The 17,422-nt window shown below is 71.5% G+C and carries 16 protein-coding genes; all 16 read left to right on the top strand.

Translation table 11 applies throughout. The annotated features are described in order from the left end of the window. Positions 1-85: 85 nt before the first annotated feature. The 16 genes from J7E97_RS03045 (at position 86) to aroB (ending at position 17,338) form a co-directional block, all read left to right on the top strand. A complete protein-coding gene (locus tag J7E97_RS03045; RefSeq protein WP_215021930.1) occupies positions 86-799 on the top strand; it encodes a ScbR family autoregulator-binding transcription factor in 714 nt (237 codons plus the stop codon). A gap of 307 nt (positions 800-1,106) precedes the next feature. Then, a complete protein-coding gene (locus J7E97_RS03040; protein ID WP_215021927.1) occupies positions 1,107-2,723 on the top strand; it encodes a class I adenylate-forming enzyme family protein in 1,617 nt (538 codons plus the stop codon). Next, entirely contained in the window at positions 2,720-3,103 is a 384-nt protein-coding gene (locus J7E97_RS03035; RefSeq protein WP_215021925.1) for a hypothetical protein, read from the top strand. Before J7E97_RS03040 ends, J7E97_RS03035 begins: the two co-directional genes overlap by 4 nt. Before the next feature lie 197 nt (positions 3,104-3,300). Further along, entirely contained in the window at positions 3,301-3,591 is a 291-nt protein-coding gene (locus J7E97_RS36530; RefSeq protein WP_215021923.1) for a LysR family transcriptional regulator, read from the top strand. A gap of 341 nt (positions 3,592-3,932) precedes the next feature. Further along, positions 3,933-5,468 carry a 4-hydroxyphenylacetate 3-hydroxylase family protein gene (locus J7E97_RS03025; RefSeq protein WP_215021921.1) on the top strand — a complete coding sequence of 512 codons (1,536 nt, stop codon included), beginning with the start codon at positions 3,933-3,935 and terminating at the stop codon, positions 5,466-5,468. A 30-nt stretch (positions 5,469-5,498) separates the two neighbouring features. Beyond that, positions 5,499-5,996 (top strand): flavin reductase family protein, encoded by a 498-nt coding sequence (locus tag J7E97_RS03020; RefSeq protein WP_215021919.1) that lies wholly within the window; start codon positions 5,499-5,501, stop codon positions 5,994-5,996. A 1-nt stretch (position 5,997) separates the two neighbouring features. Next, on the top strand, positions 5,998-7,041 hold the full coding sequence (locus J7E97_RS03015) for a hypothetical protein (protein WP_215021917.1): 1,044 nt from the start codon (positions 5,998-6,000) through the stop codon (positions 7,039-7,041). A 168-nt stretch (positions 7,042-7,209) separates the two neighbouring features. Next, on the top strand, positions 7,210-8,754 hold the full coding sequence (locus J7E97_RS03010) for an FAD/NAD(P)-binding protein (protein ID WP_215021909.1): 1,545 nt from the start codon (positions 7,210-7,212) through the stop codon (positions 8,752-8,754). 166 nt (positions 8,755-8,920) lie between these two features. Next, positions 8,921-9,733, top strand: a complete 813-nt coding sequence (locus J7E97_RS03005; protein WP_215021907.1) for a class II aldolase/adducin family protein — start codon at positions 8,921-8,923, stop codon at positions 9,731-9,733. Positions 9,734-9,811: 78 nt separating this feature from the next. Beyond that, on the top strand, positions 9,812-10,459 hold the full coding sequence (locus J7E97_RS03000; RefSeq protein ID WP_215021905.1) for an NAD(P)-dependent oxidoreductase: 648 nt from the start codon (positions 9,812-9,814) through the stop codon (positions 10,457-10,459). Between the two features lie 41 nt (positions 10,460-10,500). Continuing rightward, positions 10,501-11,763: a multidrug effflux MFS transporter gene (locus J7E97_RS02995; RefSeq protein WP_215021903.1), complete on the top strand. Its 1,263-nt coding sequence runs from the start codon at positions 10,501-10,503 to the stop codon at positions 11,761-11,763. Positions 11,764-11,917: 154 nt separating this feature from the next. Further along, positions 11,918-13,315, top strand: a complete 1,398-nt coding sequence (locus tag J7E97_RS02990; protein WP_215021902.1) for a class II 3-deoxy-7-phosphoheptulonate synthase — start codon at positions 11,918-11,920, stop codon at positions 13,313-13,315. 61 nt (positions 13,316-13,376) lie between these two features. Beyond that, on the top strand, positions 13,377-13,754 hold the full coding sequence (gene aroH, locus J7E97_RS02985; RefSeq protein ID WP_215021900.1) for a chorismate mutase: 378 nt from the start codon (positions 13,377-13,379) through the stop codon (positions 13,752-13,754). Then, complete coding sequence (locus tag J7E97_RS02980) at positions 13,754-14,878, top strand: prephenate dehydrogenase (protein ID WP_215021980.1); 1,125 nt, start codon at positions 13,754-13,756, stop codon at positions 14,876-14,878. The genes aroH and J7E97_RS02980 overlap by 1 nt, the downstream gene beginning before the upstream one ends. A gap of 163 nt (positions 14,879-15,041) precedes the next feature. Next, positions 15,042-16,226 (top strand): chorismate synthase, encoded by a 1,185-nt coding sequence (gene aroC / locus J7E97_RS02975; RefSeq protein ID WP_215021898.1) that lies wholly within the window; start codon positions 15,042-15,044, stop codon positions 16,224-16,226. Between the two features lie 50 nt (positions 16,227-16,276). Further along, entirely contained in the window at positions 16,277-17,338 is a 1,062-nt protein-coding gene (gene aroB, locus J7E97_RS02970; protein ID WP_215021978.1) for a 3-dehydroquinate synthase, read from the top strand. The last annotated feature ends 84 nt before the right edge of the window (positions 17,339-17,422 follow it).

The following is a 17,422-nucleotide window of genomic DNA, read 5'->3' as shown; positions in this document are numbered from 1 at the left end:
ATTTGCAACGGCTGTCTTCAGTGACATGCTCGGTGCCTTCGTCAAGTGGGACCGTCGACCGCCACACACCATGAAGGGAGCGAGCGTGACCCAGAAGGAGCAATCCCGACGAACCCGGCGGCTCATCGTCGAGGCAGCAGGTGCCGTGTTCGCGGAGAAGGGCTTCAACGGGGCCACCATCGCTGACGTCTACCAGCGGCTCGGCCTGACCAAGGGCGCTTTCTACTACTACTTCAAGGGCAAGGAAGAACTCGCCCAGGCCGTGCTGGCCAGCCAGATCGACGAGGTCGGCTACCCGCTCGTGCCGCGGAGCACCCGGCTCCAGGAAATGATCGACTCGGGCATGCTCTTCGCCGCCCAGATCCACGGCGATCCGGTGGTGCAGGGCAGCCTGCGGCTCTCGCTGGAGCGGGGCGCCCACCACCAGGACAGGCTGCGGCCCTACCGGGACTGGATCGAGCACAACCGCTTCGCGTTGAGCCAGGCCAAGGACTGCGGCGAGCTCCACGCGCACGTGGACGTGGACTCGGTCGCCGAGCTCTTCGTCGGCGCCTTCACCGGCATCCAGGTGCTGTCCGAGGTGCTCGCCGACTGGGCCGACCTGGAAGTGCGCACCTCGGTCCTGCTCAAGCACATCCTCCCGATCATCGCGCTGCCGGGCGTCCTGGCCCAGCTGGACATGGCCCCCGGCCGGGCCGAGCGGGTCAGGGCGGACTTCGAGCGGATCCGCGCCGAGCAGGCCGAGGCGCAGGCCGACGCGCAGGCCGAGGTCCCGGAGCAGGTGGGGGCCACGGCGTAGTCCCCGGGGCGGCGTCGGCCGCCGAGCCCTCGGCGAGGGCATTTCCCGACTGCCGGGCGTCATCGACGCCCGGCAGAGGCATGTGCGGGCCCCTGTGCGGGCCGCCCTGAGCCCCTACGACCGACCCCCATACGACCCCATACGACCCCGTACGACCCCGCTGCGAGCCCCCCGCGAGCCCGACATGGGAGGGCAGGCATCGATATCAGAACTTCCGATGACGGTTGCCTACCTTCTTGCAGGTTTGTTTCCATGGGCGCGGCCCCGAGCCACAGACGAGGCTCTTGACCGACCACGGAGAACCCACATGATCAAGCTCGATGACATCCGTCGGCACGCGGCGGGCGGCGTGACACGTGATGCGTTGGTCGACGGCCAGGTGCGGCTGACCTGGGGCCAGTTCGCGGAGACCGTGGAGCGGACGGCGGCCGGACTCTCCGGGCACCTGCCCCCCGGAGACGGCCCGGTCCGCGCGGTCTTCCTCGCCGGCAACAGTTGGCAGCTCGCCGTCGCGATGAGCGCCTGCGCCACGCTCGGCGTCTCCTGCACCGGGCTCGACCCGGACAGCGGCCCCGACGACCTGGGACAGGTGCTCACCTGGCTGGAGCCGGCCGTCGTCTTCGTGACCTCGGGCCACCGCGCCACCCTCGACCAGCTCGTCTGGCCGAGCGGCCCCCAGGCCCTGCACGTCCTCCTGGACGGGGTCTCGGCGCCCGGCGCGCAGGTGGCGCCCACCGCGCACCAGCCGCTGAACTTCGACCGCCTCGCCTCGTCCGAACCGCTGCGCACCCTGCCCGCCCCGCGGCCCTACGAGTCCTTCGCGGTCGCCTCGCGCAGCGACGGCCCGTCCCGGATCGCGGTGCGCCGGACCCCCACCGAGGGCCGCCAACTCGTCGATCTGGTCGACGAGTTCGGCCTCAACCGGGACGACGTCCACCTGGCCTCCGCCCCGCCGGCCCAGTCCACGGCGCTCGCCCTGACCCGCACGATGCTCGGCGTCGGCGCCACCGTGGTCCTCGCGGACGGCGTCGGCCCCCAGGCCCTGAGCGCCCTGCTGGTCGACGAGCGCGTCACCTCCGGCGTCATCACCCCCTCCACCCTGCACGCGCTGCTCGCGCTGCCGGAGACCGCCGAGCCCTCGCCGCGCACCCGGCACCTGCGGTTCCTGCTCACCCCGGGTGCCCACCTGGGCCGCTGGAGCGTCAACACGGCCTGGGAGCGCCTGGGTCCGGTGCTGCACACCGCGCTCGGCAGCGCGGAGACCGGGCTGAGCGCCGTCATGGGCCCCGAGGAGCTGCTCGTGTCGCCGCCGCGGTCGGGCCACGCCACGCTCGGGACCGCCGTCGCCGTCCTCGGCGAGGACGGGCGGCCGCTGGACCAGGGCGAGACCGGGCGGCTCGCCTTCGCGGGCCACCAGGTCATGGACGGCTACCTGGACGGCGAGACGAACACGACCACCCTGGACCTCGGCGCCGGCGAGCAGCGCTTCCTGGTCACCGACGAGGCCGGGTACGTGGACGGGACCGGCCGCCTGGTGGTCACCGGGCGGGTCACCGAAGTGCCCGTGGTGGTCCGCGACTCGGCGGTGGACACCGAGCTGTTCCGGCTGGAGTCGGACCTGCTCAACCTGCCCTGCCTGCGCGACACGGCCGTCATGCGGGTCAGCAGCGCGGTGCTGGGCGACGCGATCGTGGTGCCGTTCATCGCGGTGGCCGTCGGCCGCGAGGCCACCGGCTACCAGGCGCTCAACGCGGCCTGCGCCCGCCGGGTCCCCTCGCTGCAGGCGCACGTCATCGCGGTCGACACCATCCCGTACAGCCCGACGGGCCGCATCCGCACCGGCGACCTGCTCGACGCGGTGCTGCCCATCATCACTTTGAACCTGCAGCTTGAGCAGTCGATGCAACAGGAGATGTCCGCGTGAACCTGCCCTCCTACGACGACCAGCCCTACGAAGACGTGCTGGTGGAGGACTTCGAGACGGCCTTCTTCGCGCTCGAACTCGAACTCCTGGACCTGCCCTGCGTCCAGGACGTCGCCGTGATGCGCACCCGGCTGCCCGAGGTGGGCGAGACGCTGGTGGTGGCCTTCGTGCCGCTCCCAGAGGAGGAGCAGGAGACCGGCGGCCGGCAGGCCGCGCTGGCCGCCTGCGAGCGGCGCCTGCCGTGGGTGCTCTCGCACGCGGTGGCCGTGGACGTGATCCCTCGGGCGGCCGACGGGTCCCCGCGCACCGGCCTGCTGATCGACCGGCTCCTTCCCCAGATAGCCCGGGACCTCCTCTCCCCGATGGAGATGTCCGACTAGTCCACTCCGCAAGACCCGCTGTCAACCACGAAGCAGCGGCTGACCCGTGGCCATGCCCCCCTTTGGGGGCATGGCCACAGGTATGTGCGCAAAAGGTCGCACAGAAGAGCAGTCGTATTGAGCCACTCAATTATACCTGCGGCGTGGTATGTTCCTTATCTCCGAGGCGTGAAGCCTCGCAGAAGGGAGCCCCTGCCGTGCAGTTCCAGCAGCTACGCTCGTTCCGCGAAGTGGCCGCCGAGATGAGCTTCACTCGTGCCGCCCGGAACCTCCACTACTCGCAGCCCAGCGTCACCGCGCACATCAAGAACCTCGAGGAGTTCATCGGGGCACCGCTCTTCCACCGCGCGGGCGGCCGGGTCGAGCTCACCGAGGCGGGTGCGCGACTGTTGCCGCACGCCGAGAAGATCATCCTGATCGCCGAAGCGGCGTGTATCGACGCGGCCTCCGCGGGCCGTACCCGACCGGCTGCCCGACCGGCCGCCTGACCGGCCGTCGACTGGTTTATCGAATTCTTTTTGGTACGGCCCGGCCGTGCGTCCGCATTTACCGGACGCACGGCCGGGCCGGTGTCATTTCAGGACCTTTGGAATTCATCATTCCGGCATGCTTGATTTCGGTCCGCACCCTTCACCACCTGGGGGCGGGCGATATCGGCATGCCTGCTGACAAAAGGTCAACCGCGTGACCAAGCCAAGAGTTGGCGTGAATGGGCAATTGTTCGTGCGCGGCCCCGCAAGAGCCGAACGAAACTCGAGCCTACGCTCGGATCAATCGAACTGTGCGCCCCGCAGTGGTCGCGTGTATTACCCCTGGAGAGGAACACAAAATGGGTCAGGTCCCGATAGTGGATCAGTCCGCCGAGGCTCCGAACGAGCTCATGACGGGCGACTCCTACCTGGAGAGCCTGCGTGACGGCCGTCAGGTCTTCGTGGACGGCGAGCTCGTCAAGGACGTGACGACGCACCCGGCCTTCGCCATGGCGGCCAGGTCGACGGCGCACCTCTACGACGCGCTTCACCACCCGGACACCAAGGACCTGATGACGACGGTCGACCGGTACACGGGTTACCGCGTCCACCGCTTCTTCACCCCGGCCCACTCGCCCGAGGAGCTCCTCAAGGCACGCGACGCCATCGAGCACTGGGCCCGCCTGAGCTACGGCTTCATGAACCGCACGCCGGACTACAAGGCGTCGTTCATGGCCGGCCTCGCCGTCACCCACGACTTCTACGAGCCCTTCGGCGACAACGCCCGCGCCTGGTACGAGAAGTACGCCCGCCAGGGCCTCTCGATCAGCCACGCGATCGTCAACCCGCCCGTCGACCGCAACAAGTCGGCGCACGAGATCCGCGACGTCTACCTCAAGGTCGTCGAGGAGCGCGAGGACGGCATCGTCGTCGAGGGCGCCAAGCTCATGGCCACCGCCTCGGCGCTGACCAACGTCGCCTTCGTCGGCCAGATCCACCTGGCCAACCTGGAAGCCGGCAAGGCCGACGACATGGCGCTCGCGTTCATGGCCCCGCTGAACACCCCGGGCATGAAGGTCGTCTGCCGCACCTCCTACGAGTCCAAGGCCACCAGCCCGTTCGACAACCCGCTCTCCAGCCGGTTCGACGAGAACGACGCCGTGCTCGTGTTCGACAAGGCGTTCATCCCGTGGGAGAACGTCCTGATCTACCGGGACACCGAGAAGATCCACCAGTACTTCCCGCGCTCCGGTCTGCTCTCCCGCGGCTTCTTCCAGGGCGCGATCCGCATGTCGGTCAAGCTCGAATTCATGGCGGGCGTCCTCGACCGGGGCACCCGCATCAACGGCACGGACGGCTTCCGCGGCGTCCAGGCGGGCCTCGGCGAGCTGCTGGCCTGGCGCCACCAGACCTGGGCCGTCACCAGCGCCATGGCGCTGGACCCGGAGGCCGGCCCGGCCGGCACCGTACTGCCGCGCATGGACTACTCGGCCGGCTACCGGGCGCTCGCCCCGATCAGCTGGGAGCGCACGCACCGCTTCTTCGAGGAGCACCTCGCGGGCGCGCTGCTGATGACCCCGTCCAGCGGCAAGGACCTGCAGAACCCCGAGCTGCGCCCGCTGCTCGACCGCTACTACCGCGGCACCGGCGCCACCGCCGAGGAGCGCACCAAGCTCTTCAAGCTGGCCTGGGACGCGATCGGCACCGAGTTCGGCGCCCGCCACGAGCTGTACGAGCTCAACTACGCCGGCGGTCCCGACCAGGTGCGCCTCGACACCCTGAACTGGTCGCGCGGCGCCGGTCTCCTCGACAACTACGGCGACCTGGTCCAGAAGGCCATGGACGACTACGACCTCGACGGCTGGACCCGCGGCCGCTGGGCCCAGGAGAACTGACCCGTCCGCGCCCAGCAGAGAGGCCCGGCCATGAACCACGACCTGCGCGATGTGATGCGTTCCTTCGCCACCGGGGTCTGCGTCGTCAGCACGTACTCCGACCAGGACGGCGTGCGCACCCACAACGCGATCACCGTCAACTCGCTCACCTCCGTCTCCCTGGACCCGCCGCTGGTGTCCCTGAGCTTCCGTCACGACTCCGAGTTCTTCACCGAACTGCTGCGGACCGGTGTCGTCGGGATCTCGATCCTCGGCGCCGAGGGCGAGTCCACCGCCCGCGCCTTCGCGCGCCGCCGGCCCGAGCGCGATCAGGCGCTGGCCGAGCTGCCCGGTGTCCCGGGCGAGACCACCGGCACGCTGCTGTTCGACGCGGCGGCCTGGATGGAGTGCAGCCTGCGCGACCACATCGTCGCGGGTGACCACGTGATGGTCATCGGCGAAGTCGTCGCCATGGGCGCCCGCGAGACCCAGTCGCCCCTGATCTTCCTTCAGGGCGGCTTCCACAGATTCGAACTGGAACAGGTGTGACGTGCGCGCGAAGAAGTTGCTGAGCTGGCGGGCGCTCCTCGGAGCGGCCCTGGCGATATCCGCCCTGACGCTGCTGATCTGGCCCAGCCTCCCGGCCCAGGCCACGGTGACCACTCCGGAGGCGGCGGCCCGCACGTCGGGCTCGGTCACCGTCTGTGTGGTCACCGAGGACGCCCCGACCCGCGAACGCACGGCTCAGGTCGCCGAGTGGGCCGCTGAGGTCCTGCTCTCGCAGACGCTCTCGTACGCCGGCCCGTGCGCTTCGTACGGCACCCCGAGCGCGCTGGGCAACGGCACGGTACGCACCTACGCGCAGATCAACGGCTCCAAGCCGCAGACCGTCGGGATCGTCTTCCCCAAGTCCATGCTGACCGGCCTGCCGACCACCATGACCGACGGCCACCACTGCTACGACATGAACGGTGACGGCACCGTCGACCAGCACACCGAGTGCGTCGGCGGCCACGAGCGCCCCCTGAACCTGCCCTCGCAGCTCACCTCGCTGCCCGGCATGCCGCTCAAGTGGGCCCTGGTGAACTTCAACCCCATGGGTCACGGCCCCGAGCACATCTACGACACCCCGCACTTCGACTTCCACTTCTACACGCAGTCGAAGGCGGAGCGCGACGCGATCCGCAGCGGCCCCTGCGGCCTGGCCATCAACTGCGACGACTACGCGACGGCCACCAAGCCGGTCCCCCCGCAGTACATGCCCCAGGACTACAAGGACAACGGCGTCGCCGAGGCCGCGATGGGCAACCACCTGATCGACCTCAACTCGCCCGAGTGGAGCTCCGTCGCCTTCACCCAGACCTTCATCTACGGCGCCTACGACGCGAAGATCAGCTTCCTCGAGCCGATGATCACCAAGGCCTGGTTCGACGGCATCGCCGCCGGGGTCAACCCGAGCCGGTGCTGGCCCATCAAGCAGCCGCAGCAGTGGCAGCTCGGCGGCTGGTACCCGCAGGAGTACTGCATCGACTACCGCGCCAACCGCGGTGACTTCACCGTCTCGATGCGGAACTTCAAGAACTCCGCCGTCTGAGTCGGCACATCGTCCCACCGGCCGACCGGCCCGCTCCCGCCGCACCGGGAGCGGCCGGCGGCCACCACTGAATCCCCGGAGTAGGCGAGGAAGGGCCCCGTGATCGCGGACAGCAAGGCCGGCGCACGACGACCCCGCGCCTTCCACGAATTGATAGGTGACTGACACATGTCCCGTGGATTCTCGATCGGTATCGTCGGAGGAGGCGCGGCTGCTGTCTGCTTGATCGACGCGTTGTCCCGAACACGGAGCGAACCAGGCAGCCTCACGGTCTTCGAACCGTCACCGCACCTGTGGCGCGGCCGTGCCTACCAGGTCGATACCGAGACCCTCAAGGTCAACGCGACCCCCGACGACATGTCCGTGCGCGCGGGCGACCTCCAGCACTTCGAGAAGTGGCTGGAGACGCGGGACAAGGTCATAGGAGTCCGTAGCGGAGTCGACCGCTGGTCCGGGAGCCGCTTCGCTCCCCGCACCGTCTACGGCGAGTACCTGGAGCAGACCGCGTACGCCGCGCTCGGTGAACTGCGCCGCCAGGGCTGGCGCGTCGACCTCGTCGGCGAAGGAGTCGCTTCCGCCAGCCGCGCCGCGAACCGGGTGCTGCTGCGGACCGGCAACGGCCGGGCCCGTGCCTTCGACTACGCCGTCCTGTGCGTCGGCGGGGACAGCCCCAAGGACGTCTACGGTCTGGGCGACGCCCCCGGCTTCGTCGGGGACCCGTACCCGATCATCGACAAGCTGGCGGACGTCGGCGAGCAGGACCACGTCGCGATCATCGGCAGTGGTCTGACCGCCATCGACATCATCCTGTCCCTGGCTGCCCAAGGTCACCAGGGCAAGATCAGCCTCCTGTCCCGCCGCGGCGTCCTGCCCGGCGTACGGCAGAAGGCGGTCCCCTTCGAACTGCGGCACTTCACTCCGCACCGGATGGAGGCACTGGCCGCGGACCGTCCCGAGGTCAGCCTGGAGGACATCGCCACCATCATGCGGGCCGAGTTCCGCGATGTCGGCGCCGACCTCGACGCGGTCGTCTCGGAGATCATCCGGGTCGACCTGGAAGACCCGGTCGACCGGCTGCGCCGGCAGATCGAAGAGGTCGACTCCCCCCACATGGGCCTGCGGATCCTGCAGCGCGCCGTCCCGGAGACCGGCCCCGACGTCTGGCCGATGCTGCGGGAACAGGACAAGGTCCAGCTGCTGCGCGCCCACTACCGCACGATCATGAGCCTGTGCTGCCCCATGCCGCCGGGCAGCGCCGGAGTCCTCCTCGAGCTCGTCGAAGCGGGGAAGCTGGAGATTGTCGCCGGTCTGCAGAACATCACGGCGAACCCGGAGGCGGGCTTCGACGTCGTCACCGCCGAAGGCCACAACTTCACCGCCGACCGCGTCATCAGCGCCGTCAACGCCTCCGAGGGACGCATCCCCACCAGCGCCGCGCCCCTGGTCACCTCGCTGATGCGCAGCCGCGTCGCCAGCCGCCACCCCCACGGCGGCCTGCACATAGCGCGTCCGACCAGCCAGCTGACCACCAACGGCCGGCCGGACCCGCGCCTGTACGGGCTCGGCAACATCGCGGCCGGTTCGCTCTTCTTCACCTTCGGCATCCCCTCCCTGGTCGACCGCAGCCAGGACATCGTCGGCGCGATCCTGCAGCACTCCGAGACCGTCACCGCCGCGAGCCAGGAGACCGAGGAGGTCCTGCTCACGGTCTGAGCGGGTGCGCCCGCGACCCCGTACGCGTACCGGTGCGCAGCGGCAGCACGCGCAGCCGCCGTACCGGTCCGCCCGTACCGGTCCGCCCGTACCCGTACCGCCCCGACACCCGTCCCGCCGCCCGTACCGCAACCGGAACACGATCCGGAGATGAGGACCCCCGAGCATGAGCGTCACCGAGACCGACCGGCCCGCCTACCTGGCGGACACCCACACCGGCCTGCCCATCCCCAGCGAGCCGGTCTTCGCCACCCACGAGGAGACCCGCCGCCACCGCAAGCAGCGGCTCGCCGCCGCCCTGCGGCTGTTCGGCAAGTACGGCTTCGGTGAAGGCATCTCGGGCCACATCTCGGTCCGCGACCCGGAGCACGAGGACCGGTTCTGGGTGAACCCCTTCGGAGTCTCCTTCAACCTGGTCCGCGTCGCCGACCTGATCTGCGTCGACTCGCGCGGCAACGTCGTGGAGGGCAAGCACCGGGTCAACCCCAGCGCCTTCGTCATCCACTCCGCGATCCACGAGATGCAGCCCGGCGCCACGGCCGCCGCCCACGGCCACACCGCGCACTCCCGCGCGCTGGGCGCGCTGGGCCGCCTGCTCGAACCCATCGACCAGGAGTCCGCCGCCTTCTACAACCGCCAGGTCCTCTACGAGGAGTACGAGGGCCCCTCGGTCTCCGCCGAACTGGGCCGCGACATCGCGGAGAAGCTCGGCGACAACCGGGCGATCCTGCTGCGCCACCACGGCCTGATCACCGTCGGCGGCTCGCTGGACGAAGCCGTCCACTGGTTCTTCACCTACGACAGCTGCGCCCAGGTGCAACTGCTCGCCCTGGCGGCCGGCACGCCCAAGAGCTTCACCCACGAGCAGGCCGTGGCCGCGGGGGACGGCTTCGGCAACGAGCAGCTGGGCTGGTTCAGCTTCCAGCTCCTGTGGGACGAGATCGTCCGCGAGCAGCCCGACTTCCTCGAAGAGGACTGAGCGCGCTGACCGGGCGGTCGTCCCCGAACACCGAATCCGTCCCCGAAGAATCCCCCGAAGAGAAGAGGCACACACACCATGAAAATCCTGCTGTTCGGCGCCAGCGGCCACATCGGCGGCGCCATCGCCGGTGAACTGCTCTCCCGCGGCCACTCCGTCACCGGCGTGACCCGCACCGGCGACATCGCGGTCAACGGCCACGAGGGCCTGACCGTGGTCGCCGGAGACGCCACCAGCGCCGACACCGTCGCCGAACTGTCCGCGCAGGGCTACGACGCGGTCGCCTCGGCCGTCGGCCCCAAGCTCGGCGTGGACGACGACCACAAGATCATCGTGGGTACCGCCAACGCGCTCATCGAGGGTCTGACCCGCAGCGGCGTACGCCGGGTCGTCGTCCTAGGCGGCGCCGGCAGCCTCGAGGTCGCCCCGGGCGTCAAGGTCATCGACAACCCGAACTTCCCGGCCGTCTGGAAGCAGAACGCGCTCGCCCAGAGCGAGGCCCTCGGCCTCTACCGCCAGGCCGACACCCTGGACTGGACGTTCATCTCCCCGGCCGCCCAGATCGAGCCCGGCGAGCGCACCGGCGCCTACCGGGTCGGCGGCGAGCAGCTCCTCGTCGACGCCGAGGGCAAGAGCCGCATCAGCATCGAGGACTACGCCGTCGCCTTCGCGGACGTGCTCGAGCGCGGCGACGCCGTGCAGTCCCGCATCACCGTCGCCTACTGATCCACCACCGATCCGCTTTTCCCCCGGAGGGGATCCCAGCCATGACCTCACTCGCGACACCCAAGGGTGCCGGGCTCGCCCGATTCGCCATCATCCTCGGCGCGCTCACCGCGCTCGGACCGCTGTCCAACGACGCGTACCTGCCGGGCCTCCCGCAGATCGCCGAGGACCTCTCGACGAGCGCCTCGGCCGCGCAGCTCAGCCTCACCGCGTGCCTGCTCGGCCTCGGCATCGGCCAGCTCATCGCCGGCCCGGTCAGCGACGCGCTCGGCCGCCGCCGTCCGCTCATCGCCGGCCTCGCGCTGTTCGCCGTCACCGCGCTGCTCTGCGCCGTGGCCCCCGACATCTGGACCCTCGTCGGCCTGCGCGCCCTGCAGGGCCTCGGCGGTGCCACCGGCATCGTCATCGCCTCCGCGATCGTCCGCGACCGGCACACCGGACCCGCCGCGGCCCGGTTCTTCGCCATGCTGATGCTGATCACCGGCATCGCGCCGATCCTGGCCCCCGTCCTGGGCGGCCAGCTGATGCTGCTCACCTCGTGGAAGGGCATCTTCGTCGCCCTGTCCGTCATCGGCGCCGCGATGCTCCTGGGCGTCGCGGGCGGCCTGCCGGAGACGCACCCCGCCGAACGGCGCGTGCGCGGCGGCCTCAAGGCCACCGGCCCGGTCTTCCGCCGGCTGCTCACCGACCGGGTGTTCGTCGGCTACAACCTGGCCTGCGGCTTCGCCTTCGCCGCGATGTTCGCGTACATCTCGGGCTCGACCTTCGTGCTCCAGTCCATCCACGGGATGTCCCCGCAGGGCTTCAGCGCCGTCTTCGCCGTCAACGCCCTCGGCCTGGTCGTCGCCGCCCAGGTCAGCGGCCGCATCGTGCACAAGACCGGCCCGCGCGCCCTGCTCGCGACCGGCCTGACCGTCTCCGCGGTCGGCGGCCTCGCGCTGCTCGCCGTCGTCCTCACCGACGCCGGTCTGACCCCGCTGCTCGTCGCGCTCTTCCTGGTCGTCTCCAGCGTCGGCCTCGTCCTGCCGAACTCCTTCGCGCTGGCCCTCCAGGACCACGGCGACGTGGCCGGGTCGGCCGCCGCGCTGCTGGGCCTGTCCCAGCACCTGATCGGCGCGGCCGTCGTCCCGCTCGTCGGCCTCGCCGGCGAGGACAGCGCCGTACCGATGGGCATCGTCATCGCCGTCCTCGGCGTCGGCGGACTGCTCTTCTTCAGCCTCACCAAGGGCCACCGGGCCGCCGGTCCGGAGTCCGAGGCCCAGGCCCCCGCGGCCCGGCCCGTGGCGGTACCCGAGCCGGTCTGAGCCGGTCCGGGACAGGCTCCGTCAACGGATTGCCTGCCGGGGGACCGTACGGCCGCACGGTCGTACGGTCCCCCGGCGCCCCGGGACGCCATCCGGGCGGCGACAGGCCCACACCTCTTCCCTTTCCGAACGAAACCGATCGAGGCCAGCCACCATGACCCTCGCCACTCACGCCACGGCCGCCGCCGACTCCTGGAGGCTGCTGCCCGCCGCCCAGCAGCCGACCTACCCCGACCCCGTCGCCCTGCGCTCGGCGATCGACGACCTCTCCTCCTACCCGCCCCTCGTCTTCGCCGGCGAGTGCGACCGCCTGCGCGACCGGCTCGCCGACGTCGCCAGCGGCGAGGCCTTCGTCCTCCAGGGCGGCGACTGCGCCGAGACCTTCGACGCGGTCAGCTCCGACCAGGTCCGCGACAAGGTCCGCACCCTGCTCCAGATGGCCGCCGTCCTCACCTACGCGAGCTCCGTGCCCGTGGTGAAGATCGGCCGGATCGCCGGGCAGTACTCCAAGCCCCGATCCAAGCCCACCGAGGTCCGCGACGGCGTCGAACTGCCCGTCTACCGCGGTGACTCGGTCAACGGTCTCGCCTTCACCCCCGAGTCCCGCACCCCCGACCCCGAGCGCCTCAAGCGGATGTACCACTCCTCCGCCGCCACCCTGAACCTCGTCCGGGCCTTCACCACCGGTGGCTACGCCGACCTGCGCCAGGTCCACGAGTGGAACCGGGACTTCGTCGCCGCCTCCCCGGTCGGAGAGCGCTACGAGCGCCTCGCCGGCGACATCGACGACGCCCTCACCTTCCTCGCGGCCTGCGGCGCCGACCCGGCCGCGGTCCACTCCTCCGAGATCTTCGCGAGCCACGAGGCACTGCTGCTGGACTACGAGTCCGCCCTCACCCGCCGCGACGCCCGCACGGGCGAGCTGTACGACGTCTCCGGACACATGATCTGGATCGGCGAGCGCACCCGCCAACTGGACGGCGCCCACGTCGAGTTCGCCTCCAAGGTACGCAACCCCATCGGCGTCAAGCTCGGCCCCACGACCTCCGCCGACGAGGCCCTCGCCCTCATCGACAAGCTCGACCCCGACCGCGAGCCCGGCCGCCTCACCTTCATCAGCCGCATGGGCGCCCGCAACGTCCGCGAGATCCTGCCCGAGCTCGTCGCCAAGGTCACCGCCGAGGGCGCCCGCCCCGCGTGGATCTGCGACCCGATGCACGGCAACACCTTCGAGGCTCCCAGCGGCCACAAGACCCGCCACTTCGACGACGTGCTCGACGAGGTCACCGGCTTCTTCGAGGTCCACCACGCGCTCGGCACCCACCCGGGCGGCATCCACATCGAGCTGACCGGCGACGACGTCACCGAGTGCGTGGGCGGCGGCGCCGAGGTCCGGCTCACCGACCTCGGGCAGCGCTACGAGTCCGCCTGCGACCCCCGTCTGAACCGCAAGCAGTCGCTCGACCTGGCCTTCCGGGTCGCCGAGCTGTACCGGGACCGCGCGGGAACGGCTGCCGCGGCCCGTCGCGAAGCCGTCGCCGCCGCGGCCTGAGCCCGCGCGGCCCGATTCCGCGACCTGATCTCCGTACCGTTCTCAGCAAAGGGAGAAGACCATGTCCGTGCGTGCCCTGCGCGGTGCCATCCAGCTTGAAGTCGACGAGCGGGTCCACCTGCTGGAGGGGGTCCGTCAGCTGTTCCAGGAGATGCTGACGGCCAACGCCCTCGACCAGGACGACCTCGTCAGCGTCCTCTTCACGGCGACTCCGGACCTGGTCAGCGAGTTCCCCGCGGTCGCCGCCCGTGAACTGGGCATGACCGACGTGCCGTTGATGTGTGCGCAGGAACTGGACATCGCGGGGTCCCTGCCCCGCGTCGTGCGGATCCTCGCGTACGCCGAGACGGAGCTGACGAAGCCGGAGATCAAGCACGTCTACCTGGCCGGCGCGGCGGCGCTGCGCCAAGACCTCGCCGTGGCCGGAGATACCAGATGATCCGCTCCGCCGCCGTGGTGGGGACGGGGCTCATCGGAACGTCGATCGCCCTGGCCCTGTCCCGGCGGGGCGTGGCGGTCCACCTGATCGACGAGAACGAATCGGCCGCCCGCACCGCGGCCTCCCTGGGCGCCGGCACCCTCGGCGCCCCGAAGGACACCGTGGACCTGGCCGTACTGGCCGTCCCGCCGGCCCAGGTCGGCACGGTCCTCGCCGCCCAGCAGAAGCGCGGCCTCGCCCGCTCGTACACCGACGTCGCCAGCGTCAAGACCGAGCCGGAGATCGGGGTCCTCGCCGCCGGCGCCGACCCCGTCACTTTCATCGGCGGCCACCCCATGGCCGGCCGCGAGCGCTCCGGCCCGCTGGCCGCCTGCGCCACCCTCTTCGAGGGCCGCTCCTGGGTCCTGACCCCCACCGCGGACACCGGCCGGGAAGCGCTCAACATGGCGCTGATGATGGTCTCCCTGTGCGGAGCGGTACCCGTGGTCATGGACAGCGACGTGCACGACCGGGCCGTGGCCCGCGTATCGCACACCCCGCACGTCGTCGCCTCGCTGATGGCCGCCCGCCTCCAGCACCTCCCGGAGGACGCCTGCCGCCTCGCCGGCCAGGGGCTGCGCGACGTGACCCGGATCGCCGGGGGAGACCCCCGGCTGTGGAGCGACATCCTGGAGTCCAACGCCACCGCGGTCGCCGACGTGCTGACCGAACTCGCCGAAGACCTCCAAGTCACCGTGGCCGCCCTGCGGGGCCTGGCCACCGACGACGCGGACGAACGCGCCCAGGGCACCACGCTCCTGGCCGACCTGCTGGGCCGCGGCATCAGCGGCCGCGACCGCATCCCCGGCAAGCACGGGCACCCGGTGCCCGCCTGCACGCCGGTCCGGGTCCTGATCGGGGACCAGCCCGGCGAACTCGCCCGGCTCCTCGCGAGCGCCGCCGAACTCGGCGTGAACATCGAGGACATGACCATCGACCACTCGCCCGGCGACGAGAGCGGACTGGTCGAGCTGATGGTCGCCCGCGGCACGGCCGCGAACATGGCGCAGCGGCTGCTGACCGCCGGATGGCGGGTCCAGCGCACGGGGCCGATCGAGGCCCCGCCGGTCGCGGTCGGCGTCTGACGCCGGCGCCGGCCCCGTCCCGGGGGCGCGGCCCCACCGCAGTACCTGTACGACCCGGCCCCACCGCAGTACCCGTACGACCCGAGCATGCACGACCCGTACGACGACCTGTACGACGACCGACCCACCCAAGCGGCGCACACCGCCCGACAGAGGATCACCCTTGAGTACTTTGCGATGGCTCACCGCGGGCGAATCGCACGGCCCCGCCCTCACCGCCGTCCTGGAAGGCCTGCCCGCCGGAGTGGAGATCTCCACCAAGGCGGTCGCCGACTCCCTGGCCCGCCGCCGCCTCGGCCACGGCCGGGGAGCCCGGATGGCCTTCGAGCGGGACGAGGTGACCTTCCTCGGCGGCGTCCGCCACGGCCTGACCCAGGGCGGCCCGGTCGCGGTCCAGGTCGGCAACACCGAATGGCCCAAGTGGCAGACGGTGATGGCCGCCGACGGCGTCGACGGGGAACTGCTGGCCGCGCAGGCGCGCAACGCCCCGCTCTCCCGGCCCCGCCCCGGCCACGCCGACCTCGCGGGCATGCAGAAGTACGGCTTCGACGACGCCCGGCCGGTGCTGGAGCGGGCCAGCGCCCGCGAGACCGCCGCCCGAGTCGCCCTCGGCGAGGTCGCCCGCGCCTTCCTGCGGCAGGCGTACGGGGTCACCATCGTCAGCCACGTGGTCTCCCTGGGGGCGGCCGCCGCGCCCGAGGGCGTGGTGCCCGAACCCGACGACACCGAGCGCGTGGACGCCGATCCGGTGCGCTGCCTGGACCCGCGGGCCTCCGCCGCCATGGTCGCCGAAGTGGACCGGGCCCACCGGGACGGTGACACCCTCGGCGGGGTCGTCGAGGTCCTCGCCTACGGACTGCCGCCCGGCCTGGGCAGCTACGTCCACGGCGACCGCCGCATCGACTCCCGGCTGGCCGCCGCGCTGATGGGCATCCAGGCCATCAAGGGCGTGGAGTTCGGTGACGGCTTCGGCCTCGCCCGCGTCCCCGGCTCGCTCGCCCATGACGAGATCGAGCAAGGCCCGGACGGGATCCGCCGCCGTACCGCCCGCTCCGGCGGAGTCGAAGGCGGCATGACCACCGGCGAGCCGCTGCGGGTGCGCGCCGCCATGAAGCCCATCGCCACCGTGCCGCGCGCGCTGGCCACCGTGGACGTCGCGACCGGTGAGCCGGCCGTCGCCCACCACCAGCGCTCCGACGTCTGCGCGGTGCCCGCCGCCGCCGTCGTCGCGGAGGCCATGACCGCGCTGGTCCTCGCCCACGCCGCGCTGGAGAAGTTCGGCGGTGACTCGGTCGCCGAGACCGCCCGCAACCACCGGGGCTACCTCGACCACTTGGCCGTCCGGTGAGTGCCCCGACCCTGACGGGGGCCGCCCCGACCCTGACGGGGACCCCGGCCCTGGAGGGCAGCACCCGGATCCGGGTCGGCGGCGAGCGCCCGTACGAGGCCGTCGTGGGCCGGTCGCTGACCGGCGAGACCGGCCGCGTGCTCGGCGCCGAACCGCTGCGGGTGGCCGTCGTCCACTCCCGCACCCTGCTGCCCACGGCCCGCCGGATCGCGCGGGAGCTCACCGAGGAGGGACGCATCGTCGTCTCCCTCGAAGTGCCCGAGGGCGAAGCCGCCAAGGACATGACCGTCGTGGTCAACCTGTGGCGGGCGCTCGCCGACGCCGGGTTCACCCGCTCCGACGCCATCGTGGCCGTCGGTGGCGGGGCCACCACCGACCTCGCCGGGTTCGCCGCCGCCGGCTGGCTGCGCGGAGTACGGCTGGTGCTCGTGCCGACCACCCTCCTCGGCATGGTCGACGCCGCCATCGGCGGGAAGACCGCCGTCAACCTGCCCCAGGGCAAGAACCTCGTCGGCGCCTTCCACCCGCCCGCCGGGGTCCTGTGCGACCTGGACCTGCTGGACACCCTGCCGCGCGCCGACTACGTCAGCGGCCTCGCCGAGGTCGTCAAGGCCGGTTTCATCGCCGACCCGGAGATCCTGCGCCTGGTCGAGGAGGACCCGGCCGGTGTCGTCCACACCCGCGAGCTCGTGGAGCGGGCGATCCGCGTCAAGGCGGAGGTCGTCACCGAGGACTTCCGCGAAGACGGCCGTCGCGAGCACCTCAACTACGGGCACACCCTCGGCCACGCCATCGAGCGGGTCAGCGGCTACCGGGTCCGCCACGGCCACGCGGTCGCCGTCGGCATGGTGTTCGCCGCCGAACTCGCCCACCTCGCCGGCCGGCTGTCCGCCGCCGACGCGGAGCGCCACCGCACCCTCCTCGCCGCCGCGGGGCTGCCCACCGCCCACACCGGCGCCTGGGCCCCGCTGCGCGAGGCGATGAGCATCGACAAGAAGACCCGGGGCAACCGGCTGCGCCTGGTCGTCCTCGACGCCGTGGCCCGGCCCGGCCTGCTCACCGGCCCGGACGAGGACCTCCTGGAGGCCGCCTACCAGCGGCTCGGCCGGTGAGGCGGGCCGCCGTCCGGTACGCCCGCACCCGCGCGCTGCGCCTCACCCGCGCGCTGCGCCGCACGCGCGCGGGAGTTCCGGCAC

Origin of the sequence: Streptomyces sp. ISL-66 (assembly GCF_018614135.1) — a bacterium.
GTDB lineage: Bacteria > Actinomycetota > Actinomycetes > Streptomycetales > Streptomycetaceae > Streptomyces.
This window is presented reverse-complemented; position numbering and strand designations above follow the sequence as displayed.

Excerpts from the sequence above, each read along its gene's own strand:
- J7E97_RS03005 (WP_215021907.1), top strand. The coding sequence starts at position 8,921 with ATGAGCGTCACCGAGACCGACCGGCCCGCCTACCTGGCGGACACCCAC.
- J7E97_RS02990 (WP_215021902.1), top strand. The coding sequence starts at position 11,918 with ATGACCCTCGCCACTCACGCCACGGCCGCCGCCGACTCCTGGAGGCTG.
- J7E97_RS03025 (WP_215021921.1), top strand. The coding sequence starts at position 3,933 with ATGGGTCAGGTCCCGATAGTGGATCAGTCCGCCGAGGCTCCGAACGAG.
- J7E97_RS03020 (WP_215021919.1), top strand. The coding sequence starts at position 5,499 with ATGAACCACGACCTGCGCGATGTGATGCGTTCCTTCGCCACCGGGGTC.
- J7E97_RS02995 (WP_215021903.1), top strand. The coding sequence starts at position 10,501 with ATGACCTCACTCGCGACACCCAAGGGTGCCGGGCTCGCCCGATTCGCC.
- J7E97_RS03040 (WP_215021927.1), top strand. The coding sequence starts at position 1,107 with ATGATCAAGCTCGATGACATCCGTCGGCACGCGGCGGGCGGCGTGACA.
- aroH (WP_215021900.1), top strand. The coding sequence starts at position 13,377 with ATGTCCGTGCGTGCCCTGCGCGGTGCCATCCAGCTTGAAGTCGACGAG.
- J7E97_RS03000 (WP_215021905.1), top strand. The coding sequence starts at position 9,812 with ATGAAAATCCTGCTGTTCGGCGCCAGCGGCCACATCGGCGGCGCCATC.
- J7E97_RS03010 (WP_215021909.1), top strand. The coding sequence starts at position 7,210 with ATGTCCCGTGGATTCTCGATCGGTATCGTCGGAGGAGGCGCGGCTGCT.